The sequence below is a fragment of the Luteimonas arsenica genome (assembly GCF_004352825.1).
Taxonomy (GTDB): domain Bacteria; phylum Pseudomonadota; class Gammaproteobacteria; order Xanthomonadales; family Xanthomonadaceae; genus Luteimonas; species Luteimonas arsenica.
The window spans coordinates 531,013-557,065 of record NZ_SJRW01000002.1 but is presented as its reverse complement, the minus strand read 5'-3'; the positions used below and the strand labels follow the sequence as shown (position 1 = coordinate 557,065).

The 26,053-nt window shown below is 71.6% G+C and carries 21 protein-coding genes; 3 read left to right on the top strand and 18 right to left on the bottom strand.

What is annotated here, in order from left to right:
- Positions 1-7 precede the first annotated feature (7 nt).
- Positions 8-1,474: a TonB family protein gene (locus tag E2170_RS10040; protein ID WP_133000518.1), complete on the bottom strand. Its 1,467-nt coding sequence runs from the start codon at positions 1,472-1,474 to the stop codon at positions 8-10.
- Complete coding sequence (locus E2170_RS10035) at positions 1,461-1,832, bottom strand: BlaI/MecI/CopY family transcriptional regulator (RefSeq protein ID WP_133000517.1); 372 nt, start codon at positions 1,830-1,832, stop codon at positions 1,461-1,463. Before E2170_RS10035 ends, E2170_RS10040 begins: the two co-directional genes overlap by 14 nt.
- A 168-nt stretch (positions 1,833-2,000) precedes the next feature.
- On the opposite strand from E2170_RS10035, the gene E2170_RS10030 reads away from it, so the two are divergent.
- On the top strand, positions 2,001-4,001 hold the full coding sequence (locus E2170_RS10030; RefSeq protein WP_133000516.1) for an acetyl-CoA hydrolase/transferase C-terminal domain-containing protein: 2,001 nt from the start codon (positions 2,001-2,003) through the stop codon (positions 3,999-4,001).
- 76 nt (positions 4,002-4,077) lie between these two features.
- On the opposite strand, the gene E2170_RS10025 is transcribed toward E2170_RS10030, so the two are convergent.
- From E2170_RS10025 to E2170_RS09960, 14 genes are all read right to left on the bottom strand, one after another.
- Positions 4,078-5,181: a PLP-dependent cysteine synthase family protein gene (locus E2170_RS10025; protein ID WP_133000515.1), complete on the bottom strand. Its 1,104-nt coding sequence runs from the start codon at positions 5,179-5,181 to the stop codon at positions 4,078-4,080.
- A 23-nt stretch (positions 5,182-5,204) separates the two neighbouring features.
- Positions 5,205-7,193 (bottom strand): transketolase, encoded by a 1,989-nt coding sequence (gene tkt, locus E2170_RS10020; protein ID WP_133000514.1) that lies wholly within the window; start codon positions 7,191-7,193, stop codon positions 5,205-5,207.
- 88 nt (positions 7,194-7,281) lie between these two features.
- The gene (locus tag E2170_RS10015) at positions 7,282-8,613 is read right to left on the bottom strand and encodes a dicarboxylate/amino acid:cation symporter (protein WP_133000513.1); all 1,332 of its coding nucleotides are present in this window, start codon (positions 8,611-8,613) and stop codon (positions 7,282-7,284) included.
- Positions 8,614-8,673: 60 nt separating this feature from the next.
- On the bottom strand, positions 8,674-10,347 hold the full coding sequence (locus E2170_RS10010; RefSeq protein WP_165942216.1) for a BatD family protein: 1,674 nt from the start codon (positions 10,345-10,347) through the stop codon (positions 8,674-8,676).
- A gap of 4 nt (positions 10,348-10,351) precedes the next feature.
- Positions 10,352-12,154, bottom strand: coding sequence for a VWA domain-containing protein (locus tag E2170_RS10005; RefSeq protein WP_133000511.1), 1,803 nt, complete (start codon positions 12,152-12,154; stop codon positions 10,352-10,354).
- Complete coding sequence (locus E2170_RS10000) at positions 12,151-13,164, bottom strand: vWA domain-containing protein (RefSeq protein WP_133000510.1); 1,014 nt, start codon at positions 13,162-13,164, stop codon at positions 12,151-12,153. The genes E2170_RS10005 and E2170_RS10000 overlap by 4 nt, the downstream gene beginning before the upstream one ends.
- Positions 13,161-13,616 (bottom strand): DUF4381 domain-containing protein, encoded by a 456-nt coding sequence (locus tag E2170_RS09995; protein ID WP_133000509.1) that lies wholly within the window; start codon positions 13,614-13,616, stop codon positions 13,161-13,163. The genes E2170_RS10000 and E2170_RS09995 overlap by 4 nt, the downstream gene beginning before the upstream one ends.
- Positions 13,616-14,584: a DUF58 domain-containing protein gene (locus E2170_RS09990; protein ID WP_133001166.1), complete on the bottom strand. Its 969-nt coding sequence runs from the start codon at positions 14,582-14,584 to the stop codon at positions 13,616-13,618. Before E2170_RS09990 ends, E2170_RS09995 begins: the two co-directional genes overlap by 1 nt.
- Positions 14,585-14,607: 23 nt before the next feature.
- Positions 14,608-15,600, bottom strand: coding sequence for an AAA family ATPase (locus E2170_RS09985; protein WP_133000508.1), 993 nt, complete (start codon positions 15,598-15,600; stop codon positions 14,608-14,610).
- A 137-nt stretch (positions 15,601-15,737) separates the two neighbouring features.
- Positions 15,738-17,699 carry a type IV pilus secretin PilQ gene (locus E2170_RS09980; RefSeq protein WP_133000507.1) on the bottom strand — a complete coding sequence of 654 codons (1,962 nt, stop codon included), beginning with the start codon at positions 17,697-17,699 and terminating at the stop codon, positions 15,738-15,740.
- 14 nt (positions 17,700-17,713) lie between these two features.
- On the bottom strand, positions 17,714-18,247 hold the full coding sequence (locus tag E2170_RS09975; protein WP_133001165.1) for a pilus assembly protein PilP: 534 nt from the start codon (positions 18,245-18,247) through the stop codon (positions 17,714-17,716).
- Positions 18,248-18,254: 7 nt separating this feature from the next.
- Positions 18,255-18,932 carry a type IV pilus inner membrane component PilO gene (locus E2170_RS09970; protein ID WP_425477875.1) on the bottom strand — a complete coding sequence of 226 codons (678 nt, stop codon included), beginning with the start codon at positions 18,930-18,932 and terminating at the stop codon, positions 18,255-18,257.
- An 11-nt stretch (positions 18,933-18,943) separates the two neighbouring features.
- On the bottom strand, positions 18,944-19,681 hold the full coding sequence (locus E2170_RS09965; RefSeq protein WP_133000505.1) for a PilN domain-containing protein: 738 nt from the start codon (positions 19,679-19,681) through the stop codon (positions 18,944-18,946).
- Entirely contained in the window at positions 19,681-20,739 is a 1,059-nt protein-coding gene (locus E2170_RS09960; protein WP_133000504.1) for a pilus assembly protein PilM, read from the bottom strand. The genes E2170_RS09965 and E2170_RS09960 overlap by 1 nt, the downstream gene beginning before the upstream one ends.
- Positions 20,740-20,985: 246 nt before the next feature.
- Here E2170_RS09960 and E2170_RS09955 point away from each other — a divergent pair, with 246 nt between their 5' ends.
- Complete coding sequence (locus tag E2170_RS09955) at positions 20,986-23,466, top strand: penicillin-binding protein 1A (protein WP_133000503.1); 2,481 nt, start codon at positions 20,986-20,988, stop codon at positions 23,464-23,466.
- Positions 23,467-23,512: 46 nt separating this feature from the next.
- Positions 23,513-24,163, top strand: coding sequence for a hypothetical protein (locus tag E2170_RS09950; protein WP_133000502.1), 651 nt, complete (start codon positions 23,513-23,515; stop codon positions 24,161-24,163).
- A 69-nt stretch (positions 24,164-24,232) separates the two neighbouring features.
- Here E2170_RS09950 and E2170_RS09945 read toward each other — a convergent pair whose 3' ends face one another.
- Complete coding sequence (locus tag E2170_RS09945; protein WP_133001164.1) at positions 24,233-25,507, bottom strand: citrate synthase; 1,275 nt, start codon at positions 25,505-25,507, stop codon at positions 24,233-24,235.
- 297 nt (positions 25,508-25,804) lie between these two features.
- Complete coding sequence (locus tag E2170_RS09940) at positions 25,805-26,047, bottom strand: type B 50S ribosomal protein L31 (protein ID WP_133000501.1); 243 nt, start codon at positions 26,045-26,047, stop codon at positions 25,805-25,807.
- Between the last annotated feature and the right edge of the window lie 6 nt (positions 26,048-26,053).

Below are 26,053 nucleotides of genomic sequence, written 5' to 3'. Positions count from 1 at the left end.
GCAGTGGTCAGTTCCGCGGCGCGGACGCCGTGGCCACGCCGCAGTACACGGTCGAGGAGTCCAGCTCTTCCATCGCCAGTGTGTCGCAGGTGAGTTCCTTGACCGGCATGTCGGCTTCCATGTCCAGCTTGATCCAGCCCAGGTCCTTGCCCTCGGCAGGTCGGGGCACCGGCACGGGCGCCTCGAAGTCGACCGGCACGCGTACCCAGCCCTCCACCGGCCGGCCGTCCTCGATCGCGGGCTTGAGCACCCACTTCCTCGCGGCCTCGACGGTGGCGACGTCGAATACGCCCGCGGGCTCGGACTGTTCCACCACGACGTCCTTGACGCTGCCGTCGGTCGCGACCAGGAGCTTCAGCACCACCCGGCCACTCTGTCCCGCCGCGGCCGCATCGGCGGGATAGCGCGGCGGCGGCATGGCGGGCGGCGCGGGTGGGGCAGGAGGCACGGGCACAGTGCCTGAGGGAGGCGCGGGAGGTGCTGGCGGCGCGGCCGGGGCCGGCTGCGCCTCGGGGGCTGCAGGCACCGCGGGTGCCGGCGGCGCAGGCGGGGCATCAGGGGCCGCGGCGGGGCGCACAGCCCAGGCGGCATAGCTGCACGCGGACAGCGCCAGGCCCAGCGCCGCGAGGCCGGCCCGCCGGCGACCCGCGCCGGGTTGCGGTTGCTTCAACATGAGGATTCGCTCCTTGAGGGATTGGCTGGACTGCCAATGGCAGCCGACCGGCAGTCCAGGGACGGCCAGCTGCACGTTCAACATCGCGTCCGCATAGCGGCGGCGGGCGTGGGGATGGCGCGCGAGCACGGCGGCGTCGCAGGCCAGTTCCTGGTCGAGGCGGAAACGGCGTTCGGCCAGGTGCAGGAGCGGGTTGAACCACTGCAGGCAGCGCAGGGCGACCGCGAGCAGGTTGGCGCGGGTGTCGCCGCGGGCGAGGTGCGCGCGCTCATGGGCCACGATCAGGGCGACCTCCTCCGGCGCGTGGCGCGCTTCGAAATCGGCGGGCAGGACGATGCGCGGGCGCAGGGCGCCGACCACGGCCGGGCCTTCCACGCGATCGCCGCGCCAGTGGCCTCCGGCATCGCGTTCCAGCCGGCCCATCCGCGCGAGGTAGCGACGCTGCTGGCGCACGAAGCCCAGCGCCGCGAACACGGCACCGAGCAGCCACAGGCCGGCCAGGGCCGGCATCCAGTCGATGCCCCCGCCCGCAGCCGGGTCCGGCAGCGACTCGGCCGCCGCGGTGACCAGCAGGCCCGGGTGCAGCGCCACCAGCTCCGGCGCCAGCATCCGTCCGGCCTCCGGTCGCGGCAGCGCGGCCGCGAGCAGGGCCAGCGGCACCAGCGCCCAGGCCGCATAGGCCACCTGCGCACCGAAGGCCCGGCGCAGCGGGCGCCGGAGGGCCAGCACCAGCAGCAGCGCCGCGCTGGCCGCCAGGCTGCCGTCGACCAGCCAGCGCAGCAGGGCCTCAGCGCTGCCCATCGTCGAGCTCCCCGATCAGGCGGCGCAGTTCGTCGATGTCGGCCTGGCTGAGCTTGCCGCGCTCGCTGAAGTGCGCCACCAGCGGCGCCACGCGGCCGCCGAACAGGCGCTCGACGAAGCCCTCGCTCTGCCGCGCCACCCAGGCCTCGCGTTCGAGCACGGGCGAGTACAGGTAGCGGCGGCCGTCGCGCTCGGCGCGGATCGCGCCCTTGTTCAACAGCCGGTTGAGCAGGGTCTTGACCGTGGGTTCGGCCCAGTCGCTGCGCTCGGCCAGGAGCGCGACCACCTCGTCGGCGCCCAGCGGGTGGCGCTGCCAGAGGACCTCCATCACCATCGCCTCGGAATCGCTGATCGACATTTCGATTACGCCTGTAATTTTTATTGATTACATGCGTAAACGATTCGACTGTCAAGCCCGCGATCATCGGCCATGCGTGAGCCGTCCCGGCCACGGTCCAGGCCAACCAGGTCGCCATCGCCGCCTCCACAGGCACGGCCTTAACGGCGCGGTCCCTACCCTGCCGCGATGCCTGAAATCATCCAGTCGCTGGACCTCGCGGTCGACCGCATGCTCGCCGCCATCGACGGGCCGCTGCACGTCGGCGCGCCGCTTGGCCTGGGCAAGCCGCACCGGCTGCTCAACGCCCTGTACGGCCGCATCGGGCGCGACCCGGGACGCCGCCTGCACCTGTACACCGCGCTGTCGCTGGACCCACCCGATGCCGGCAGCGACCTCGAGCGCCGCTTCATGGCACCGTTCGTCACCCGCCACTTCGGCGAGGACTTCCCCCGGCTCGACTACGTGCAGGCGCTCAAGCGCGACGCGCTGCCCGCCCACGTCGAGGTCGAGGAGTTCTACCTGCAGTCCGGCGCGATGCTGCGCTCGAAGCAGGCGCAGCGCCGCTACGCCAGCCTCAACTACACCCACGTCGCGCGCGCGCTGGCCGACCGCGGCCTCAACTGCATCGTGCAGAAGGTCGCGGCCAGCGGGGACGGCACGCGGCTCTCGCTGTCGTCGAACACCGACCTGAGCTTCGACGCCATCGATGCGCTCGCCGCCGCCGGCCGGCCGCGGCCGCTGATGGTGGCCGAGATCGACCCGCGGCTGCCATGGCTGGGCGGCGAGGCGGCGGTCGACGCCGGCTTCTTCGACCTGGTGGTGCTGCCCCCGGCGCCCTACCCGCGGCTGTTCGCGCTGCCGCGGCAGCCGGTGGGCGATGCCGAACACGCCATCGGCCTGTACGCCAGCGCCCTGGTCCGCGACGGCGGCACCCTGCAGATCGGCATCGGCGCGCTGGCCGATGCGCTGTGCCACGCCCTGGCGCTGCGGCACACCGACAACGCTGCCTACCGGCGCGTGCTGCAGGCGCTCGATCCGGGGCTGGAGCAGCATCCGGCCGTGGTCGCCAGCGGTGGCCTGGGCCCCTTCGAAGCGGGACTGTACGGCTGCAGCGAGATGATCAACGAAGGCTTCAAGCGCCTGGTCGAAGCCGGCGTCATCCGCCGCAAGGTGGTCGACAAGCTGCCGCTGATGCAGCGCATGAACGATGGCAGCGCCAGCGCGCTCGACCACGAACTGCTGGAGCGCGACGGCGAGTTCCTGCACGGCGCCTTCTACCTCGGCTCCGGCGAGTTCTACGACTGGCTTCAGGGGCTCGACGACGACACCCGCCGCGGCATCGGCATGAAGCGCGTCGGCGAGATCAATCAGCTCTACGGCGGCGACGAGGGCCTGGAGCGCGCGCAGCGCCGCGAAGCGCGCTTTTTCAACAGCTGCATGATGGCCACCGCGCTCGGCGCGGCGGTGTCCGACGGCCTGGACGACGGCCGCGTGGTCTCCGGGGTCGGTGGCCAGTACAACTTCGTCGCCATGGCGCACGCCCTGCCCGATGCGCGCTCGGCTCTGATGCTGCGCGCCACCCGCGATGCCGGCGGCCAGGTGGAATCCAACCTGCGCTGGAACTACGGGCACACCACGATCCCGCGGCACCTGCGCGACCTCTACATCAGCGAGTACGGCATCGCCGACATCCGCGGCAAGGTGGACGAGGACTGCGTAGTGGCGATGGCAGGGATCGCGGACGCGCGATTCCAGGGCGAACTGCTCGACGCCGCGCGCGGCGCGGGCAAGCTCGGCGACGGCAAAGCGACCCCTCGCCCGAGTGGCATGCCCGGCGCATCCGACGCGTCCGACGCGTCCGGCGAGCAGGCCGCCACACCCAACACGCCACGACACCTGCGCGAGGCACTGGCGCCGTTCCGCGCCGACGGCACCCTGCCCGACTTCCCGCTGGGCAGCGATTTCACCGAGGTCGAACAGCGGCTGCTGAAGGCGCTGGGCTGGCTGAAGACGAACACCTCGACCACCACGAAGAAGCTGCGCACCCTGGCCGCCGCGCTGGCGTCGCGCGGCACGCCCGACGACGAGGCGATGGCGCGGATGGACCTGGCGCAGCCGCGCGGCCTGAAGGAGGTTCTCGCCGCGAGGCTGGTGGGCCACGCCCTGGCGCGAGCGGGCAAGCGCTAGCGCAGGCGCGCCGACGACGCAGTCGCGTCACGCGCGCAGTCGCAGCGACGCGGCCGTCGCGACGCGACTTCCTCGCTCAGGCCTCGCCGAGCGGATCCAGCCCCTGGATATCACCGCCGGCGACGGCCGCGGCGATGGTGGCATCGGAGTCCACGGTGTCGATGCCGTTGGCGGCATACCAGGCCGGCGCGTAGTAGCTGTGCGCGTAGCGCCCGCCGCTGTCGCAGAGGATGGTCACGATCGAGCCATCCTGCCCGGCTTCGTGCATCCGCCGCGCCGCGTGCAGCACGCCGACGAAGTTGGTGCCGGTCGAACCGCCCACTCGGCGGCCAAGCGTCGCGCTGACGTGGCGCATCGCCGCCAGCGCCAGCGCGTCGGGCACCTTGACCATGCCGTCGATGCAGCTGGGGATGAAGCTCGGCTCCACCCGCGGACGGCCGATGCCTTCCACGCGCGAACCGCAGGGGTGGGTGAAGCCGCGCCAGGGCTCGCCCGCCAGCGCCGCGCGGTAGGCGTCGTGGAAGACGGACTCCTGCGGGTCGGCGCAGAGCACGCGGGTGTCGTGGCGGCGGTAGCGCGCGTAGCGGCCAAGCGTGGCCGCGGTGCCGCCGGTGCCCGGGCTACAGACGATCCAGGCCGGCACCGGGTGCGGCTCCTCGGCCATCTGCCGGAAGATCGATTCGGCGATGTTGTTGTTCGCACGCCAGTCGGTGGCGCGCTCGGCGTAGGTGAACTGGTCCATGAAGTGGCCGCCGGTCTCCGCGGCCACGCGGTGCGATTCGGCGTCGAGGTCGCAGGCGCGCTCGACCAGGTGGCAGCGGCCGCCGTGGAACTCGATCGCGGCGATCTTCTCCGGCGAGGTGCTGGCCGGGATCACCGCGATGAAGGGCAGCCCGAGCAGGCGCGCGAAATAGGCCTCCGACACCGCGGTCGAACCGCTGGACGCCTCCACCACCGGCCGCCCCTCGCGCAGCCAGCCGTTGGCCAGCGCGTACAGGAACAGCGAGCGCGCCAGCCGGTGCTTGAGGCTGCCGGTGGGGTGGCTGGACTCGTCCTTGAGGTAGACGTCGATGCCCGCGTAGCCGGGCAGCGGCATCGGGATCAGATGCGTGTCGGCCGAACGGTTGAAGTCCGCCTCGATGGTGTGGATGGCATGCGCCACCCACTCGCGCTGTGCCATGTCGCCCGCCCTCCCCGCGCGCCTTACAGCGCGCGCGCGGCGTCGACCACCGCGTCGACGGTGAAGCCGAAGTGCGGGAACAGCACCTCCGCCGGCGCGCTGGCGCCGAAGCGGTCGATGCCGACCACCGCGCCGTCGAGGCCGACGTACTTGCGCCAGAAGTCGCTGATGCCGGCTTCGATGGCGACGCGCTTGCGGCAGGCGTTGGGCAGCACGGATTCGCGGTACGCGGCGTCCTGGCGGTCGAAAACGTCGGTCGAGGGCATCGACACCACGCGCACGGTGTCGCCAAGCTGCGCGGCGGCGTCCATCGCCAGGCCGACTTCGGAGCCGGTGGCGATCAGGATGATCTCCGGCGCGCCGACCGAATCCTTCAGCACGTAGCCGCCGCGGGCGATGGCCGCGACCTGGGCCGCGTCACGCTGCTGCGGGGCCAGGTTCTGGCGCGAGAACACCAGGCAGCCGGGGCCGTCGCGGCGCTCGATGGCGGCCTTCCAGCACACGGCGGATTCGACCGCGTCGCAGGGACGCCAGACGTCGTTGCCCGGGATCGCGCGCAGGCTGGCCAGGTGCTCGATCGGCTGGTGGGTCGGGCCGTCCTCGCCCAGGCCGATGGAGTCGTGGGTGTAGACGTGGATCGCGTGCGCGCCCATCAGCGCGCTCATGCGCACGGCGTTGCGCGCGTAGTCGCTGAACACCAGGAAGGTGGCGTCGTAGGGAATGAAGCCGCCGTGCAGCGCGAGGCCGTTGGAGATCGCGGTCATCGCGAACTCGCGCACGCCGTAATAGACGTAGTTGGCGTCCGGATCGTCACCGGCGACCGACTTGCTGCCGCTCCACAGGGTGAGGTTGGAGCCGGCGAGGTCGGCCGAACCGCCGACGAGTTCGGGCAGGTGCGGCGCGAAGGCCTCGATCGCCATCTGCGAGGCCTTGCGCGAGGCGACCTTGGGGCTGTCGGCCTGCAGCTTCGCGATGTACGCGTCGGCTGCGGCGGCGAAGCCGTCCGGCAGCTCGCCGTGCGAGCGGCGGGTCAGCTCCGCGGCCAGCTCCGGATGGCGCTGCGCATAGGCGTCGAACAGGCGGTTCCACTGGTCCTCGCGCACGGTGCCGGCGTTGTTGGCACGCCAGCCGTCGTAGATGGCCGCGGGAATCTCGAAGTCGCCGTGCTCCCAACCCAGCGCCTTGCGGGTGGCGACGATCTCGTCACGGCCCAGCGGCGCGCCGTGCGAGGACTCGCTGCCCGCCTTCGCCGGCGAACCGAAGCCGATCGTGGTGCGGCAGCACAGCAGCACCGGCTTGCTGTCGTCCTGCATCGCCTGGTCGATCGCGGCCTTGATCGCCTTGGCGTCATGGCCGTCGACGCCGCGGATCACGCGCCAGCCGTAGGCTTCGAAGCGCGCCGGGGTGTCGTCGGTGAACCAGCCCTCGACGTCGCCGTCGATCGAGATGCGGTTGTCGTCCCAGAACGCCACCAGCTTGCCCAGGCCCCAGGTGCCGGCCAGCGAGGCGGCCTCGTGGCTGATGCCCTCCATCAGGCAGCCGTCGCCCAGGAACACCCAGGTGCGGTGGTCGACCACGGCGTACTCGGGGCGGTTGAAGCGCTGCGCCAGCAGCTTCTCGGCCAGCGCGAAGCCCACCGCGTTGGCGAAGCCCTGGCCGAGCGGGCCGGTGGTGGTCTCGACGCCGTCGGTGACGAAGTTCTCGGGATGCCCCGGGGTGCGGAAGCCGAGCTGGCGGAAATTCCTGAGCTGCTCGATCGGCAGGTCGTAACCGGCCAGGTGCAGCAGCGCGTACTGAAGCATCGAGCCGTGGCCGTTGGAGAGCACGAAGCGGTCGCGGTTGAACCACTTCGGATTGCCCGGGTTGTGGTTCAGGTAGTCGTTCCACAGCACCTCGGCGATGTCGGCCATGCCCATGGGCATGCCCGGATGCCCGGAATTGGCCGCCTGGACGGCGTCCATGGCGAGGATGCGGATGGCGTTGGCGAGGTCGCGGCGGCTGGGGCTGGTCATGGTCTCGGGGCTGGGGACGGCGGGCGAAGCCGCCATTGTCCCACCCCTCGCCCGCGGAGTCTCCCGCGGCGGCGACGGATTCCCGGCCTCAGGCCACGGTTCCGGGCTCCGGCCCGAGCTCGGTCGGCGCATCCACCTCGCCCTTGGACACGATCGCCGCGATGCCCAGGTCGCCGGTCACGTTCACCGTGGTCCGGCACATGTCGAGGAAGTGGTTCACGCCCAGGATCAGGCCGATGCCCTCCGGCGGCACCCCGACCATGGCGCAGATCAGCGCCACCACCGGCAGCGAGCCCGAAGGCACGCCGGCGGTGCCGATGCCGCCCAGGATGCAGACCAGCATCACCATGAACTGCTGGCCCAGGGTCAGGTCCACGCCGAAGAACTGCGCCAGGAAGATCACCGTCACGCCCTCGAACAGCGCGGTGCCGTTCTGGTTGGCGGTGGCGCCGATGGTCAGCACGAAGCGCGAGACCTTGCCCGGCAGCCCCAGCTCCTCGTCGGCGACGCGGAGCGCGGTGGGCAGGGTCGCGTTGCTCGACGCGGTGGAGAAGGCCATCAGCATCGCCTCCTGCACGCCGCGGAAGAACTTCGCCGGCGAATAGCCGCCGACGAACTTCAGCGCCAGCGAATACGTCACCACCATGTGCAGCACCAGCGCACCGACCACCACCAGCACGTACATGCCCAGCTTCATCAGCAGGTCCCAGCCGAACAGCACGGCCAGGTTGAACATGAAGCAGAACACCGCCGCCGGCGCGAGGCGGATGATCAGCCCGATCAGGGTCATCGAGATCTCGAAGATGCCCTCGATGCCGCGGCGCAGGGTGCGGACCGGAGCGGTGTCCGGGCTCATCACGATGCCTACGCCGAACATCAGCGCGAAGAACATCAGCGCCAGGATGTTGGCGTTGTTGGCCGCGGCGCCGACCACGTTCTGCGGCACGATGTCGAGCAGCATCTGCATGCCCTTGGGCTGCTCGCCGCTGTCGCGGACGATGGCGGCGGTGCGCTCGGCGCCCTCGGCCAGCAGCTGCTGCGCCAGCACCGGGTCGACGCCGGCGCCGGGCTTGAACAGGTTCACCATCACCAGGCCCAGCAGCACCGCGATGCCCGACAGCACCACCGTGCAGGCCAGGGTCTTCCAGCCGATGCGCCCCAGCGACTTCACGTCGCCCATCTCGGACACGCCGACCACCAGCGCCGAGAACAGCAGCGGCACGATCATCATGAAGATCAGGCTGAGGAACAGGGTCGACAGCGGCTGGGTGAGGTACTGCGTGAGGCCCTGCACCCAGGCCGCCTCGCGGCCAATGCCGTAGTGCACGAACAGGCCCAGGACCAGGCCGGCGACGAAGCCGATGGCGATCTTCCAGTGCAGCGGCATGCGCTGCCGGGTGGGCGCGGTCGGCTCGGTCATGCGGTCTTCCCGGGTGCGGTGTGAGGGGCGGAGCTTAGCAAAGCGGCCCAGGGCGACCGCTCAGCGCGGATAGTGCGGCGGTATCGGGCCCGCTTCGTCGTCGGCGGTGACGAGCCAGTCAGGGCCCTTCGCGAAGGCCTCGCGCACGGCGGCACGCGCAGCGGCCGCCCCGCCCTCGTCCTGGCCCCAGCGCGCGCGCTGCAGGGCCGCGACCGCGGCGCGCTGCGGACCCGGGGCCAGCAGCGCCGCGAACGCCTCGAGGTCGCGGGCCGGTGGCGAAGCCAGCGCGCACAGCGCCGCGGCCACGTCGCCCAGGTCGCCGGTGTCGAGCGCCCGGCGCAGGCCACGGTCGGGTCCGGATCGACGCTGCGGCGCCACCCCTTCCGGCACGCCGCCCTTGCCCACCGGGGCCGGCGGACCGGCTTCGTTCGCGCGCTGCCGCCAGCGCAGCGCCCAGGCCAGGGTCAGCAGCCACAGCAGGGCGAAGACCACGGCCGCCAGGGCCCAGCCGCCGACTTCGCCCTGGACACCGGGCACGCGCACCCGGGTCTCGCCGGCGCCGGCACTGTCCACGCCCCGATTGCCCCTTGCCGGCGCGACCTCCAGCTCCAGCGGCGGCAGCGTGGCGGTTCGGGCGCGGTCGGCGCCCACGTCCCACCATTCGATCCCCGGCGCCTCGATCCGCAGCGGGCCTTCGCGCGCGGGCAGCACCGAGAAGCGGCGCACCATGCGCACGCGCGGGCGCCCGTCCTCGACCGTCTCGTCGTGCTGCGGCGGATCCGGGAACACCTGCGCGCCCTGGTCGGCCACGAGCGACCGCGGCTCGAGCTGCGCGGCGATGGCGCCATCGGCCACCAGCTCCAGCTCGACCGTGAAGGCATCGTCCGCGCGCGCGGCGTCCGGCGTATCCAGCCAGCGCATCTGCAGGCCGTGCAACGGCAGCCAGGGCCGCGACGCCGCGCCGGGCACCGGCTTCACCTCCAGCGACAGCGCCGGACCATCGGCCGCGAGGGAGCGCTGGCCGTTGCCGAACAGGTCGTTCAGCCACCCGCCCACGCCGCGGCCGCGGAAGGTGGCCGCGGGCAGCGCGATCCGTCCGCTGCGCTCGGGCACCAGCACGTAGCGGCGTTCGATCACCTGCACCCGGCGGCCTTCGACCTCGCGCGTGTACTGCAGGTCGCTGCCCACGCGCTGCAGCGCGATGCCGTCGGGCGCGGGCTGGTCGAGCTGGCCGGACACCAGCTGCACCGAGTAGTACAGCCGCAGGCGCAGGCCCACGGCCTGCTGCACGTAGGGCGCGGGATCATCGAGTTCGGCTTCGATCCAGGCCGGGCCGCGGCTGCGCGCGGGCGTCGCGGCGGGCGCATCGACGGTCAGCGTGACCGGCGCGGTGCGCTCGCCGCCCACCCTCAGCGCCGGGATCACCTGCCGACCCTCGCGCTTGGGCTGCAGCGCGACCGCATGCAGGGTTCGCGAGACCGACTGGCCGTTGCGGCGCTCCCAGGACTGCCGGCTGCTGCGCTGCTCGATGGCGAAGTCGTCCTCCAGCGGTGCGTAGTCCGGACGCGCCCCGCTGTCGGTCTCGATGTTGAGGGTGACGGTCTCGCCCAGTCCGATGCGGTCGCGGTCGAGCCAGGCGCGGGTTTCGGCCAGCGCCTGCGCCATAGGCAGCAGGAGCAGCAGCGCCAGCAGGCAGCCGACAAGGCGACGGGCGGTGGAAGGACGTTCGGGCATGCGGTCAGCGCTCCCCGGCGCGGCGGCGCAGGTGTTCGTTGCGGAAGCGGGCGCGCAGCAGCGCCCCGGGATCATCGGGCACGCGGCGCAGCCAGGCGGCGTTGGCCTGCTCGCGCTCCTGGGCGGCGGTGTCTTCGCGGCGCTCGGCGGCGCTGCGCGGGTCGCCGGCGTTCTCGCCTTCGCGGCTGCTGGCGCCGTCCTCGAGGGCGCGCTGCATGGCTTCGCGCTGGGCCTCGTCGGCGGCCCGCTGGCGGGCTTCGGCCTCGGCGTCGGCGTCGGGGGACGCAGGGGGCTCGCCGGCATCGTCCCCGCCTTCCGGCGGTTCAAGCGGCGTGGGCTCCTCGCCTTCGGGCGTCCGCCCGGCTTCGTCGTCCGGGGGCGCGCGGCCGTCGTCGCCGCGCTCGCCGCCTTCGCTGCCCGCACCCTGCCCGTCCTCGCCGCCATCGGGCGGCCTGTCGCCGCCGCGGCCGCCACCCGGCGGCGGCGGTTGCCGGCGCATCGCCGCCTCGACCGCGGCGCGGTTGGCGACGGCGTCGGGCATGTCGGCTGCCTGCCGCAGGGCCTCGTCGTAGGCGGCGATGGCTTCCTCGTAGCGGCCGGCGCGGGCCAGGGCGTTGCCGCGGTTGTAGGCGGCGTCTGCGCCGGGAAGGCCGGCGAAGCCGCGCGCGGCCGCGGCGAAATCACCCTCGCGATAGGCCTGCTCGGCCTCCACGCTGCGCGCATGCGCGGCCTGGTCGGCGCGGCGCCAGGCGCTGGCCGCCGGCGCCTGCGCCTCGGCCGCACGGGCCTGCGGGAACGGCAGCGGCAGGCACAGGCACAGGACCAGCGCGGCCAGCACGCCGCCGCGGCGGAATGCGAACAGCAGCAGGAACATCGCCGGCGGCAGCAGCCAGTAGCCACCGTCCTCGCGGATCATGCCCGTCGCCGATGCGGAGGCCGCGCCGGCCTCACGGCCGGTGTCCACTCCGCCGCCGAGGGCGGCCACCAGCGCCTGCGGCGGTTGGCTCCAGTCGTGGACGCGGCCACCGCCGGCCGCCGCAAGCGCGGCCAGCGCCGCCGGATCGAGCGCGCTGCGGCTGATCCCGCCCCCGCGGTCGCGGTAGCCGGCGCCCGCGGTCGTCCCCATTGCCAGCACCGACACGCGATGGCCGGCGGCCGCGGCCCGGGCCGCGGCGCGCACGGCGGCCTGGCCCGCATCCGGCGCCAGCAGCAGGATGTCGCCGCGGGAGTGGCCCGCCTGGGCCAGCAGTTCGCCCGCGAGTTCGATCGCGCGCTCCGGGCGCTGCCCGTCCACCGGCATGACGTCCGGCCCCAGCGCATCGAGGAATACGGCGACGTTGGCCGCGTCCGCGGTGAGCGGCGACACCACGAAGGCGTCGTCGGCATAGGCGACCAGGGCAACGTCTCCGGCGTGCGCGCGCAGCAGGGCGTCGATGCGCGCCCGCGCCTGCACCAGGCGCGAGGGCTGGAGGTCGTTGGCCTGGACCGCCGACGACAGGTCGAGCGCGATCACCAGGGCGCGACCTCCGCCCTGCAGCGGCTGCGGAATGCCGCGCCAGCTCGGGCCGGCGAGGGCGAGGATCGCCAGCGCCAGCCCCGCGAGCACAGCGTGGCCCTCGAACGAGGCCGCCGTCCGCGCGCCGCGGCGCTCCAGAAGGTGCGGCAGCAGGTGCGCATCCACCGCCGATCGCCAGACGCTGCGGCGCTGCGCCCGGCGCTGCCAGGCCCAGGCCAGCAGCGGCAGGAGCAGCAGCGCCAGCAGCCAGGCCGGGCGCAGGAACTGCAGGTCGGCAAAGCCCGCGGTCACGGCCCGGCCCTCCGCAGCGACAGGCCCGCGGCGAGCAGTCCCGCCAGCAGCGCCAGCGCGAGCGGCCACGGATAGCGCTCCAGCCGCGGACGCAGCGCCTCGCCCGGCGCCTCGACCGGTTCGATGCGATCGATCTCGGCGTAGATACCGGCCAGGGCATCGACGTCGCGGGCGCGGAAGCTGCGGCCGCCGGTCATTCCGGCGATCGCGGCCAGCCCCTCCTCGTCGATGTCGCTGCCGCCGGACGGCAGCCGGAAACCGAACACCGACAGATCCTCGCCTTCGCCGCCGAAGGCGATGGTGTGGATGCGCACGCCCTCGTCGCGGGCGATCTCGGCGGCCTTCATCGGATCGAGTACGCCGGCGGTGTTGACGCCGTCGGTGAGCAGGACCAGCACGCGCTCGCCGCCGCGCTGCGCCTGCAGGCGCTTCACGCCCAGGCCGATGGCATCGCCGATCGAGGTCTCGCGGCCAACCATCGCCACCTCGGTCGCCAGCAGCTGCGTACGCACGGTGTCGAGGTCGGCGGTGGCCGGCGCCAGCACATAGGCACCCCGGCCGAACACCAGCAGGCCGACGCGGTCGCCCTCGCGGCGATCCAGGAAGTCGGCGATCACCGCCTTGGCCGCGGTGAGCCGGTCGACCAGCTGCTGCCCCATCCACATGTCACGCTCGCCCATGCTGGCGGACAGGTCGACGGCCATCATCAGCTCGCGCGAGGTCTGCGGCGGCTGCACGGCTTCGCCCCAGGCCAGCGGGCGCGCCGCGGCCAGGCACAGCAGGCACCAGCCCAGCCAGGCCAGCCAGGGCTGGCCGCACAGGGCCGCGCGCGCGCCCGGCGCGGCGGCGGCGACTTCGGCCAGGCGGGCGCCCCAGGGCACGCGCAGCGCCGGGCCGGCATCGCGCACCGGCGCCAGCAGCGCGCGCAGCAGCCAGGGCAGCGGCAGGGCCAGCAGCGCCCAGGGCCAGGCGAAGCCCGCGAACGTCGGCCAGAGCGCGGCCAGGCTCATCCGCGGCCCTCCATCCATTGGATGAAGCGTTCGCGCGCGGCCGCACGCAGGCGGACGACGTCGGCGGGATCCGCATCGCGGCGGAACGGCCCCTCCAGCAGCAGGGTGCCAACGGCGCCATGGAAGCGGGCGGACGCGGCACCCGCGTCGAGGAAATCGAGCCAGGCCTGGCCTTCGAGGCGATCGGCCGCGGGATCATGCCGCCGCGCGGCGCGGCGCAGCAGGGACGAGATCGCGGCCAGCGCACCGGCCGGGTCTGCGGCGGCATCCACCTCGGCGTCGAACAGGGCCAGCAGCCGGCGGCGCCGGCGCGCGCGCAGCAACCGCCACGCGACCACCGCGGCCACGACCAGCAGCAGGGCCAGGGCCAGCAGCCACCAGCCCGGTGCCGGCGGCCACCACGACGGTGCCGTCGAAACGTGGATGTCGCGCAGGACCAGGCCGTCGCCCATCAGCGGCGTCCCGTGCCCAGGGCACCCAGCCAGGCGTCGCTGGGCGCGTCGCAGGACAGCGGCACCGCGCGCACGCCGCGCGCGGCGAGGTTCGCCACGGTGGCCGCGACATCGTCGGCGAAGGCGGCCCGCCAGCGGCCACGCGGGCCCGGCGCAGCGAGATCGAGGTCGATGCGGGTCCCTGCCCCATCCGCCTGGCCGCCCGGCGCCGCCGGGGCGAAGGCGAGCAGGGCCTCGGGCGGCGCCATTTCCAGGGGATCGGTCAGCAGCAGCACCACCACCTCGTGATGCGCGGCCAGCCCCGGCCAGCGCGCCGCCGGGATCGAGGCGAGGCTGGACGGATCGGCCAGCACCAGCAGCCGGGAACCCGGCCGCAGCAGGCGCTGCGCATGGTCGAGCGCAACCTCCAGCCCGGCGTCGTCCGCCTGCGGCTGCGCGTACCAGCGCACCAGGGCGTCGAGCACGCGCAGCGCCCCGCGGGCGCCCGAGGCCGCCGGCACCGGCGGCGAGGACGCGCTGCCGCGCAGCGCGGCGATGCGATCGCCATCGGCCACTGCCCGCCACGCCGCCACCGCGCCCGCGCGCGCGGCCTGCACCGACTTGAAGCGCACCCGGGTGCCGAAGTACAGCGCCGGCGCGGTGTCGGCGACCAGCAGGGTGAGGCGCTCGCGCTCGGCCTGGAAGAGCTTGGTGTGCGGCTTCCCGCTGCGCGCGGTCAGGCGCCAGTCGATGTGCCGCGCATCATCGCCAAGGGCATAGCCGCGGGATTCGGCGTACTCCATGCCGCGACCGCGCGCCATCGAAGGCGCCTGCGCGCGCAGCCCGGAGGTGCCGCGCCGCGCCGCGCCGCGGGCGTGCGCCAGCCCGCGCAGCGCGATCAGCTCGGCCAGCGTGGGGGCGATGCCCTCGCCATCGGCGCGCCGCGCGTCGGGTTCCGCGACATCGCCGGCCGGCCGCCGCGCCCGCATGGCGGCGGACACCGCCGCGCGGATCACGGCAGCGGCACCTGCGCCAGCAGGGCCTGGACCAGGCGCTCACCGTCCCAGCCCTCGGCCGTGGCCTCGTAGCTGGGCAGCACGCGGTGGCGGAGCACGTCCGGGGCCACCGCACGCACGTCGTCCGGGGTCACGAAGTCGCGGCCGGCCAGCCACGCATGCGCGCGGGCGCAGCGCTCCAGCGCGATCGAGCCGCGGGGGCTGGCGCCCCAGGCGATGCGCCGCGCCAGCGCGGCGTCGTAGCGACCCGCATCGCGCGAGGCCAGCACGATCTCGACCAGGTAACGCTCCACCGCCGGCGCCAGGTGCAAGGCCAGCACCGCCGATCGCGCGGCCATCACGTCGGCCTGCGGAATCCGCTCCGCCGGCACCGAGGGCGCCTCCAGCATCGCGACCGCGCGCTCCCGCGCCAGGCGCAGGATCGCGGTCTCGGCCTCGGCCTCGGGATAGCCGATGCGCACGTGCATCAGGAAGCGGTCGAGCTGGGCTTCGGGCAGCGGGAACGTGCCCTCCTGCTCGATCGGGTTCTGGGTCGCCATCACCAGGAACAGCGGCGGCAACGCATAGGTCTGCCGGCCCACCGTGACCTGGCGCTCGCCCATCGCCTCCAGCAGGGCCGACTGGACCTTGGCCGGCGCGCGGTTGACCTCGTCCGCCAGCAGCAGGGAATGGAACACGGGGCCCGGCAGGAACTCGAAGCGCCCGTCCTGCGGGCGCCAGACCTCGGTGCCGGTCAGGTCGGCCGGCAGCAAGTCGGGAGTGAACTGGACGCGGGCGAAGTCGGCCTCGATGCGCGCGGCCAGCGCCCGGATGGCACTGGTCTTGGCCAGGCCCGGCGCACCCTCCACCAGCAGGTGGCCGTCGGCGAGCAGCGCCACCAGCAGGCGCTCGACCAGGGCCGACTGGCCGATGATCTCGGCGGCCAGCGCCTCGCGCAGTGCGCTGAACAGGCCATGCAGGCGGGCGCCGTCGTCGTGCGTGGTATCCATGGAGAACCGGTTTGCGGCGCGGGCTGCGCCGGGGGCCAGTTTGACCCGAACCCGGGGCATTGGTTCAAGCGAAGCCGTCCCGGAAACGGCGACGGGGCCCGAAGGCCCCGTCGCGCGCATTGCCTTTCAGGCAGGTATCAGTAGCCGCGCGGCGCCACGCGCAGCACGCGCGGGGTCACGAAGATCAGCAGCTCGGCCTTGTCCTTGGAGCGACCCTTGGTCTTGAACAGATTGCCGATGACAGGCAGGTCGCCCAGGAAGGGCACCTTGGACAGTTCGTTGCGATCCGAGAACTCGTACACGCCGCCGATGACCACGGTCTGGCCGTCCTCGATCAGCACGGCCGTGGTGACTTCGCGCTTGGCCAGGTTAGGCACCGCGCCATAGCCGGCGATGGTGGTGTAGTCCTGCACCTCATCCTTCTTGACCGCGAGGTTGAGGAACACGCGACCGTCGGCAGTGATGGTCGGCGTCACCTTCAGCTCCAGCAGCGCTTCCTTGAACTGGACGCTCGGCTGGCTCGAGCCCTGGCTCGACTGGATGGTCATGTAGCCGACCTCGCGGCCCTGGCGGATGACCGCCTCGCGCTGGTTGCTGGTGACCACGCGCGGGTTGGACACCACCTCGCCGCGGCTTTCCTGCTGCAGCGCCTGCAGCTCAAGATCCCAGTCGATGGTGTTGCCGAGGATGGTGAAGGCGATCGAGCCCGGATTGAGGTCGCTGATGGTGAAGTTGTTGTTCAGCGACTGGCCGATCGTGCCCCACGACGGCCTGCCATTGCCATCGATCGCGTCGAGGGTCGTGTTGACGAGGTTGCGGTTGCTCTCGAGGCTGCCGGAGGTGATGAAGCGGTCCTTGGCCGCACGGACGCCGAAGCGCGCGCCCAGGTCGCGGGCGAAGGACTCGTTCGCGATCACGATGCGCGACTCGATCACGACCTGGTCGACCGGCTTGTCCAGGGTCTCCACCAGGCGCTTGATCTCGTCCACGCGCTGCGGGATGTCGATCACCAGCAGGGTGTTGGTACGACGGTCGTGGCTGAGGCTGCCACGCTGGGACAGGAAGCCGCGGCTCTGGCGCCCCTGACCACCCTGGCCACCCTGGCTGCCCTGGCTGCCCTTGCTTTCCTCGGTCAGCAGCTTGGCGATGTCCTCGGCGCTGCCGTAGGAGATCGGGATGTACTCGGTGATCATCTCGGCGCTCTCTTCGAGCGCGATGCGGGCATTGGCGATGTCCTGTTCGAACTTGGCGATCTCCGCCTGCGGCGCCACCCAGACCACGTTGCCGCTGCGGCGCTTGTCCAGCGACTTGGCCTGCAGGACGATGTCCAGGGCCTGGTCCCACGGCACGTTGATCAGGCGCAGGGTGACGTTGCCGGTGACGTTGTCGCTGGCGACGATGTTGAGGTCCGACAGCTCAGCGATCAGCTGCAGCACGGTACGCACCGGCACGTCCTGGAAGTTGAACGTGACCGGGCGGCCGCGGTAGGCGCGGGTGTCGCCCTGCGCCGCGGCCTGCGCCGCGGTCTGGCCGGTGGCCGCCACGGTGTTTGCCGCGGCGGCGCCCACGGCGCGGGTCGGGGTCTCGGCGCGCGGCACGATTTCGACGATGTAGTCGCGGCCGGTCTGGTAGGCCAGCGGCTCGAACGCACCCTGCGTGCTCAGCACGATCTGGGTGCCCTTGGCGCCCTGGTTGGCGTCGATGCGCTGCACCGGGGTGGCGAAGTCGGTGACGTTGAGCGGCTTCTGCAGCGCGGCCGGCAGCGAGGCGTTGCCCACGTTGACGATGACCTGGCCACCTTCGGTGCGCAGGTCGGGCGCGGCGCCCTCACCGTCGAAGCGGAGCACGAGCTTGCCCGCGCCGCCGTCGCCACGCTTGAAGTCGATGCCGGCCACGGCCACGTCGGCCGGGAGCTGCTTGGCCGGATCGACCGCGACCGCGGAGGACTGCGCGAAGCTGGCCACGGGCACGCCCGGATTGGGCGCGGCGTTGACCGAGCCGAAGGCGGCGACCAGGCCGGCGAGGAGACCGCAGGCGCCTGCCCGGAGGGGCAGGGCCCGCTGGGTCGACGAACGGCGATGCGCGTTGGTGAAGGTCATCTGGGTTCCCCTAATCAATTGTCATCGAGCGCGATCGACGCCGGCCTTTCCAGCCAGCCACCCGAGCCGTCGGGCACGAGTTCGACGAGTTCGATACGGTCTTCAGAAACGCTGGTGACGCGGCCGTCGTTCTGGCCCATGTACACGCCCGGGCCGACCCGGTAGGTGACCTTGTCCGGCGCCATCACCAGCGCCGTCAGGCTGCTGCCCGCCCCCAGAGACCCGACCATGTCGAGGCTGTCGAGCGGAAACTGTTCGAGCGTCTGCTTGCGCCGGTTGGAGTCCGGGCGCGGCCCGCTGCCGCCGCCTTCGTTGCTGAAGGCGGCGCTGAACGGATCGCGCATGCCCTGGGCGGCGTATTCGAAGGTCTCGAACTGCTGCATGACGGGCAGCGGATCGAGCGGCGGCGCGGGACGGGCGCGCACGTTGGCGGCCCATTCCTCGAGGTTCGGCGCACCACCAGGTTCGCTGGTGATGCCGCGGCCGCAACCGGCCAGCGCCGCGATGGCGACCAGGCAGGCCAGGCCCCGGAAGGCGTTGAAAGTCATGCCCATGTCAGCGCTTCCTCCTGCTGCCGGATGCCTCGGCCTCGGCGGCCGCAGCGGCGGCCTCCTGGGCGGCCGCTTCTTCCTCGTCCAGATAGCGGTAGGTCTTCACCGTACCGGCCAGCTCGAGTGCGGAGTTGGGCCGGATGCCGGCGCGCGGATCCTTGTCGCCACCGCGCGGCTTCAGCTGGATGTCGTGCATGGTCATGATCACCACGCGCGGCAGCGAGGCCACGCCGCTGACGAAGGCGCCGAACTGGTGGTAGGTACCCACCATCCGCAGCGCGATCGGCTTCTCGGCGTAGAACTCCTTCGGCGTCTCCGGGCCCGGCTGGAACAGGTCGTTCTGGATGCCGGTGGCCAGCGCGGTCTGCGAGATGTCGACGATGAGATCGGGCATCTCGGTGCGGCTGGGCAGCTGGCGCAGCATCTGCTGCAGCTGCTGCTCCATCTGCGCCAGCTGGAGCTTGAGCGGCTCCAGGTTCGCCGCGCGGCCCTGCTTGGTCTCGAATTCGGCGCGGAGGTCGGACTCGGTGCGCTCCAGGCCTTCGAGCTGGTCGCCCTTGTCACGGGTCAGGACCCACCAGAGCAGACCGAAGATCAGCAGACCCACGATCACGCAGAAGCCGATCTTGTACTCGCGCGGCCAGGAGCCGATGTTGTTGAAGTCCAGTTCCTTGAGCGACATCCTGCGCTTGCTCACGATGCGGCTCCTTCTTCAGCGACAGGCGCGGACTCGACCGCCGGCTCGGCGTCCACGGCGTCCACGGCGGGCCCGTCACCGGTCGCTGCCGGGGTTGCGGCCTCGGCCGCCGGCTCGACAGCGGCTGCCGGGGCGGCATCGACCGGGGGCACCGCATCCGGAATACCGTCGCCGTCCTCGTCCACGGGCGCGTTCGGGTTGGCCAGCTGCACGCCCAGGGTGAAGGCATACGGCAGGCCGGCGACGCCGTCGCGGGCTTCGATGATCGAGAGGTCGGGCTTGGTCATCCAGCCGGAACCCTCCAGGTTGCGCATGTAGGTACTGACGCGCGCATTGGACTGCGAGCGCCCTTCCAGGGTCAGCCGCTCGCCGACCTGCTTGATCGAGGTCAGGACCACGCCGTCCGGGATGGTGCGCACCAGCGAATCGAACAGGTGGACCATCTGCGAGCGGTTGGCCTGCAGTTGCTCGATCACTTCCTTGCGCGCCAGCAGGCGGGCCTTCTGGCGGTCGAGTTCGTCGATCTCGGTGATCCGCGCCTCGACCTGCTTGATCTGGTCCTGCAGGTAGCCGTTGCGCTCCTTCTGGCCGTCGATCTGCGCGTTGTAATAACCGTTGACGAGGAACCACAGCACCACGCCAGCCAGGGCGGCGAAGGCCAGCATGACGCCGAATTCCTTCTGCCGCTGCTTGCGGCGCTCGGCGCGCCACGGGAGGAGATTGATGCGTGCCATCAGTCGAAGCTCCTCAAGGCCAGTCCGCAGGCGATCATCATCGCCGGCGCGTCCTGCGCCAGCGCGTGGGCCTGCACGCGCGAGCCCAGGGTCATCTGGGCTAGCGGGTTCGCCACCACGGTCTGCACGCCGAGCTGCTCCTCGACCATCGCGGCGATGCCGCCGATGGAGGCGCAGCCGCCGGCGAGCACCACCTGGTCGACGCGGTTGAACTCGCTGCCGGCGTAGAAGAACTGGAGCAGGCGGCTGATCTGCTGGACCAGCGCCTCCTTGAAGGGCTCGAGCACTTCGATCTCGTAGCTCTCGGGCAGGCCGCCCTGGCGCTTGGCGAGACCGGCTTCCTCGTAGGACAGGCCGTAGCGGCGCATCACCTCGTCGGTGAGCTGCTTGCCGCCGAAGACCTGCTCGCGGGTGTAGAGGCTGCGGCCGTTGCGCAGGATGCTGAGCGTGGTCATGGTCGCGCCGATGTCGACCAGGGCGACGATGCCGTCGCGCGGCACGCTCAGGGTGTTGGCGAGCAGGGCGAAGGCGTTCTCGATCGCGAAGGCCTCGACGTCCATCACCCGGGCGGTCAGGCCGCCGAGCTCGAGCGCCGAAGCCCGCATCTCCACGCTCTCCGAGCGCGAGGCGGCCAGCATCACCTGGACCATCTCGGGGTTGCCGGGCATCGGGCCCAGCACCTCGAAGTCGAGGTTCACTTCCTCGATCGGGTATGGAATGTAGTTGACCGCCTCAAGCTCGACCTGGGACTCCATCTCGTCCTCGTCGAGTTCGGCGGGCATCGGGATCAGCTTGATGATGACCGCGGAGCCAGCCACGGCGGCGGCGGCATGCTTCGCCTTGCTGCCCGAACGCGCCATCGCCCGGCGGATGGCCTCACCGACGGCCTCGACCTCGACGATGCCCTTCTCGACCACCGCGTTCGGCGGCAGCGGCTCGACGGCGTAGTGCTCCACCTTGTAGCGGTCGCCCGACCGCGACAGCTGCAACAGCTTCACTGCCGTCGAACTGATATCGACCCCGACAAGCGGTGCCTGGCTTTTTGTGATCAGCCCCACGCTATTCTCCCCATGTCACGGGCGCTTACGTGCGCTTCGTGCCCCGCCGCATTAAATAACGGAGTTTTTACCGGATGGCAACAAGCGGCACACGAAACCGTGCCGCAATGCGCTATTGGTCACGCCTTGACGCTTTGCGTCACCCCCGCCCCTGCCGGACTACCCTCGGGCCTGCCGGTACACCTATATATACTGCGCGACTCTCCACGCCCCGCCAAGGCCCCGTCCGGCCCAGGATCCAACCCGATGTCACGTTTCCGCCGTCTGCTCCGCTGGCTGCTGCTGCTGGCCATCATCGCCATCGTCGTCGGCCTGCTGGCCGCGGGTGCCCTCTACTCGGTGGTGTCCTCGCGCCTGCCGGAGGTTGAAAGCCTCCGCAACATCGAGCTGCAGGAGCCGATGTACGTCTACGCCAACGACGGTCGCCTGATGGCGCTGTTCGGCGAGATGCGGCGCTACCCGGTCGACATCGCCGAGGTCCCCGAGGTCGTGAAGCAGGCCTTCATCGCGATCGAGGACAACCGCTTCTACGAGCACGAGGGCATCGACTACAAGGGCGTCGCCCGCGCGGTCTGGCTGATCGCCAAGACCGGCTCCAAGGAAGGCGTGCCCGGCGGGTCGACCATCACCCAGCAGGTGGCGCGCCAGTTCTACCTCAGCCCCGAGGTGAGCTACACGCGCAAGTTCGAGGAAATGCTGCTGGCGATGAAGATGGAGCGCGAGCTCAGCAAGGACGAGATCTTCCAGCTTTACCTCAACAAGAGCTTCTTCGGGAACCGCGCCTACGGCGTCGCCGCCGCGGCGGAGTTCTACTACGGCAAGCAGCTGGCCGAACTGGATCTCGACGAGGTCGCCTCGCTGGCCGCGATTCCGAAGTTCCCCTCCAGCGGCAACCCGATCTCCAACCCCGAACGCGCGAAGATCCGTCGCGACTACGTGCTCGAGCGCATGGCCGAGCTCGGCTTCGTCAGCCGCTCGGAGGCCGCCGCGGCGCAGGCGGCGGAGATGCACGCCCGCCCGCACGAACGCCCGGTGGAGGTCTATGCCCCCTACGTGGCGGAGATGGTCCGCCAGGAGATGATCGAGCGCTTCGGCGGCGATGTCCTGACCCGCGGCTACCACGTCACCACCACGATCGACCCGGTCAAGCAGGCCGCCGCCGAACAGGCGGTGCGCAGCGGGCTGCAGGTGTACGACCACCGCCACGGCTGGTCCAAGGTCGAACAAAGCTTCGAACTGGCCGCCGACGAGGACGCCGCCACCGTGGCCGCGCGCCTGCGCGGGATCCCGGCGCAGTCGGGCCTGCTGCCGGCGGTCACCCTGCGCGCGGACGCGGGTACCGCGGACGTGGTGCTCTCCGACGGCACCGTGGTCACGCTCGACGCCGCCTCCAGCCGCTGGACCGGCAAGAACCCCGCCGCCCTGCTCAAGCGCGGCGACCTGACCCGCGTCCGCCGCATCGAGCCCAAGGGCAAGGACGGCGCGCCGGCCCCGGCCGACGCGAAGCCGACCTGGCAGCTCGACCAGTTGCCGCGCGCGCAGTCCACCCTGGTCTCGCTGGAATACGACACCGGCGCGCTGCGCGCCCTGGTCGGCGGCTTCAGCTTCGCCGGGCAGAAGTTCAACCGCGCCACCCAGGCCCGGCGCCAGCCCGGCTCGAGCTTCAAGCCCTTCATCTACGCCGCCGCCTTCGAGCGCGGCTTCAACCCGGCCTCGATCGTGCTGGACGCGCCGGTGGTGTTCCGCATGCGCCGCGGCCAGGACTGGCGGCCGCAGAACGACGATGGCCGGTTCGCCGGCCCGATGCGCCTGCGCGAGGCCCTGGTGCGCTCGCGCAACCTGGTCTCGGTGCGCCTGCTCGATGCGATCGGCGTCGACTACGCGCGCCGCTACATCAGCCACATGGGCTTCGAGGAATCGGAGCTGCCGCCCAACCTGTCGATCTCGTTGGGCACGCCCTCGCTGGCGCCGCTGGACATCGCGCGCGGCTACGCGGTGTTCGCCAACGGCGGCTTCCGGGTCACGCCCTGGTTCATCGACGAGGTCCGCGACCGCGACAACCAGGTGGTCTTCAAGGAAAACCCGGCCATCGCCTGCCGCAGCTGTGGCGCCGACGGCCAGCCGGGGGTGCCGTCCACGGTGGTCGATGGCTTCAACCTGGGCCCTGCGGCGCCCGCCCCGTCTGCGGTCGAGGAAACCAGCACCGCGCAACCCCGGGAGGCGCCCGATCCCGACGCCGTGATCGCCCCGCGCGCGATCGACCCGCGGGTGGCCTACCAGCTGGTGTCGATGATGCGCGATGTCGTCCAGCGCGGCACGGGCACCCAGGCCAAGGTGCTCGGCCGCGAGGACGTGGGCGGCAAGACCGGCTCCACCAACGACCACCGCGATGCCTGGTTCTCCGGTTTCGGCGGCAGCCTGGCGACCGTGGTGTGGGTGGGCCGCGACGACAACCGTTCGCTGGGCTACCGCGAGTACGGCGGCCGCGCCGCCCTGCCGGTCTGGATCGATTACATGCGCGTGGCCTTGCAGGACATGCCGATCGCTCCCAACGAACCACCGGAGGGCATGGTCAAGGTCTCGGTCAGCGCCAGCGGCCGGCTCCTCCCCGCCGGCGAGGGCGGGATCACCGAATGGGTGAAGGCCGAGGACCTGGAGCGCATGGAAACGACCTTCGACGACTTCGGAGAGGACGTGCCGGCGGAAGAGGCCTTCGACATCTTCTGACGCACCTCATCCGGTAGGCTTGCGGGGTCCGCAAGGAGGGCCCCGCATGCACCGCGCCCGACAGCACGCCGAGCGACGCACCCGCGAACGCCGGCACCGCCTCGCCCACGAGGCCGCCCGGCTGATGGCCGAAGGCGGCATCCGCGACTACCACCAGGCCAAGCTCAAGGCCGCCGACCGCCTGGGCATCCACGACGACGCCTCGCTGCCGCGCAACCGCGAGATCGACGAGGCGCTGCGCGAATACCAGCGCCTGTTCCTGGGCGACACCCAGGGCGAGGCGCTGCGCCTGCGGCGCGAGGCGGCGCTGCAGGCGCTGGAGTTCTTCGACCGCTTCCGGCCGCGCCTGGTGGGCCGGGTGCTGGACGGCACCGCCGACGCGCACACGCCGGTGGCCCTGCACCTGCACGCGGACGACCCGGACGAGGTGGCGCGCTTCCTCGCCGATGCCGGCATTCCGGGCGAAGCGAGCTGGCGGCATGTCCGCCTGGACCGGGTGCGCGAGCACGATGCGCCGGTGTGGGTGTTCAGCGCGGACGGACTCGCCTTCGACCTCACGGTATTGCCGCTGGACACCCTGCGGCAGGCACCGCTGTCGGGCATCGACGAGCGACCGATGCCACGCGCTTCGGCCAGCCAGTTGCGGGAACTGCTGGCCGAAGGGGAAGTGGCCGCGTTCGAGGCCGCCGGCGGCTGATGCTTCCATAGCCTGGAAGCAGAACGCCCCGCGAGTGCGGGGCGTCCTTACTGCTGCCGGGGGCGGGGTTCAGCGCTTGCCGGCAGGCACGTAGTCGCGCGAGGCCGCGCCGGTATAGATCTGCCGCGGACGGCCGATCTTGAACTCCGGGTCGGTCTGCTGCTCGAGCCAGTGCGAAACCCAGCCGGCGGTGCGCGCGATCGCGAACATCACCGTGAACATCTCGGTCGGGATCTTCAGCGCCTTGTAGATGATGCCGCTGTAGAAGTCGACGTTGGGGTAGAGCTTGCGCTGCACGAAGTAGTCGTCCTTCAGCGCCGCCTCTTCCAGGCGCATCGCGACCTCGAGCATCGGGTCGTCGATGCCGAGTTCGCCCAGCACCTTGTGGGTCATCTCGCGGATGAGCTTGGCGCGCGGGTCGAAGTTCTTGTAGACGCGGTGGCCGAAGCCCATCAGGCGGAAGCCCGACTCCTTGTCCTTGGCACGGTCGACCGCGGACTGGACGTTCTTCACGTCGCCGATCTCGGCCAGCATCTTCAGCACGGCCTCGTTGGCGCCGCCGTGCGCCGGGCCCCAGAGCGCGGCCACGCCAGAAGCGATGCAGGCATAGGGATTGGCGCCGGTGGAACCGACCAGGCGGACGGTCGAGGTCGAGGCGTTCTGCTCGTGGTCGGCGTGCAGGATGAAGAGCAGGTCCATCGCCTTGGCGGCGACCGGCGACAGCTCCAGCGGGCCGCTGGGCACTTCGAACATCATGTGCAGGAAGCGCTCGACGTAGCCGAGGTCGTTGCGCGGGTAGTTCAGCGGCCAGCCCATGGAATAGCGGTAGCAGGCGGCGGCGATGGTCGGCAGCTTGGCGATCAGGCGGACGCCGGCGAGGCGGCGCTGCTCGGGATCATCGTAGTCGAGGTCGTTGTGGTAGAAGCTCGCCATCGAGCCGAGCATGCCGACCAGCATCGCCATCGGATGCGCGTCGTGGCGGAAGCCGCCGATGAAGCTCTTGAACGCCTCGTGCATCATCGTGTGATGGGTGACGTCGTGCTCGAACGAAGCCATCTGCCTGGCGTCGGGCAGTTCGCCGTTCATCAGCAGGTAGGCGACCTCGAGGAAGTTCGAGTGCTCGGCCAGCTGTTCGATCGGGTAGCCGCGGTACAGCAGCACGCCCTCGTCGCCGTCGATGTAGGTGATCGCGGACTTGCAGCTGGCGGTGGCGGTGAAGCCGGAATCGTAGGTGAAGCGGCCGGTGGCCTTGGGCAGCTTCGAGATGTCGATGCACTCGTTGCCGAGGGTCGGCTTCAGCACGGGCAGCTCGGCGGTCTTGCCGTCGACCTGCAGGGTCGCGATGGTCGGCTCGTCGCCGGCCTTGTTCTCGTTGGCGGACACTGTCGCACTCCTTCTTGGGTCCCACCCCGGCGCAGCAGCGCGCGGGCAGGCGGGGAATCAGGCGGATCACGGCCATGCCGCGATGCGGCAATTATCGCATAGCGACGTGCGCCGCCGTATCCATGGATTCGACCGGCCAACGGGACGAAGCGTCCGCGCCCGGCGACCCGCGCCATCCGGCCAGGCGGTGGCGGAGCAGGTCCGGAAACGCGAACGGCCGCCTTCCGGCGGCCGTCGGGACTTGCGCTGGCGCGGAGCTTACTTGGCGTAGCGCTTGCGGAACTTGTCGACGCGGCCGCTGGTGTCCATCAGCTTGTTCTGGCCGGTGTAGAACGGGTGCGAGGCCGAGCTGACTTCGATCTTGATCAGCGGGTACTCGTTGCCGTCCTCCCACTTCACGGTCTCCTTGCTGGAGAGCGTGGAACGGGTGAGGATCTTGAAATCCGAGGTCACGTCCTGGAAGACGACTTCGCGGTATTCGGGGTGGATGTCGGCCTTCATGGCGGG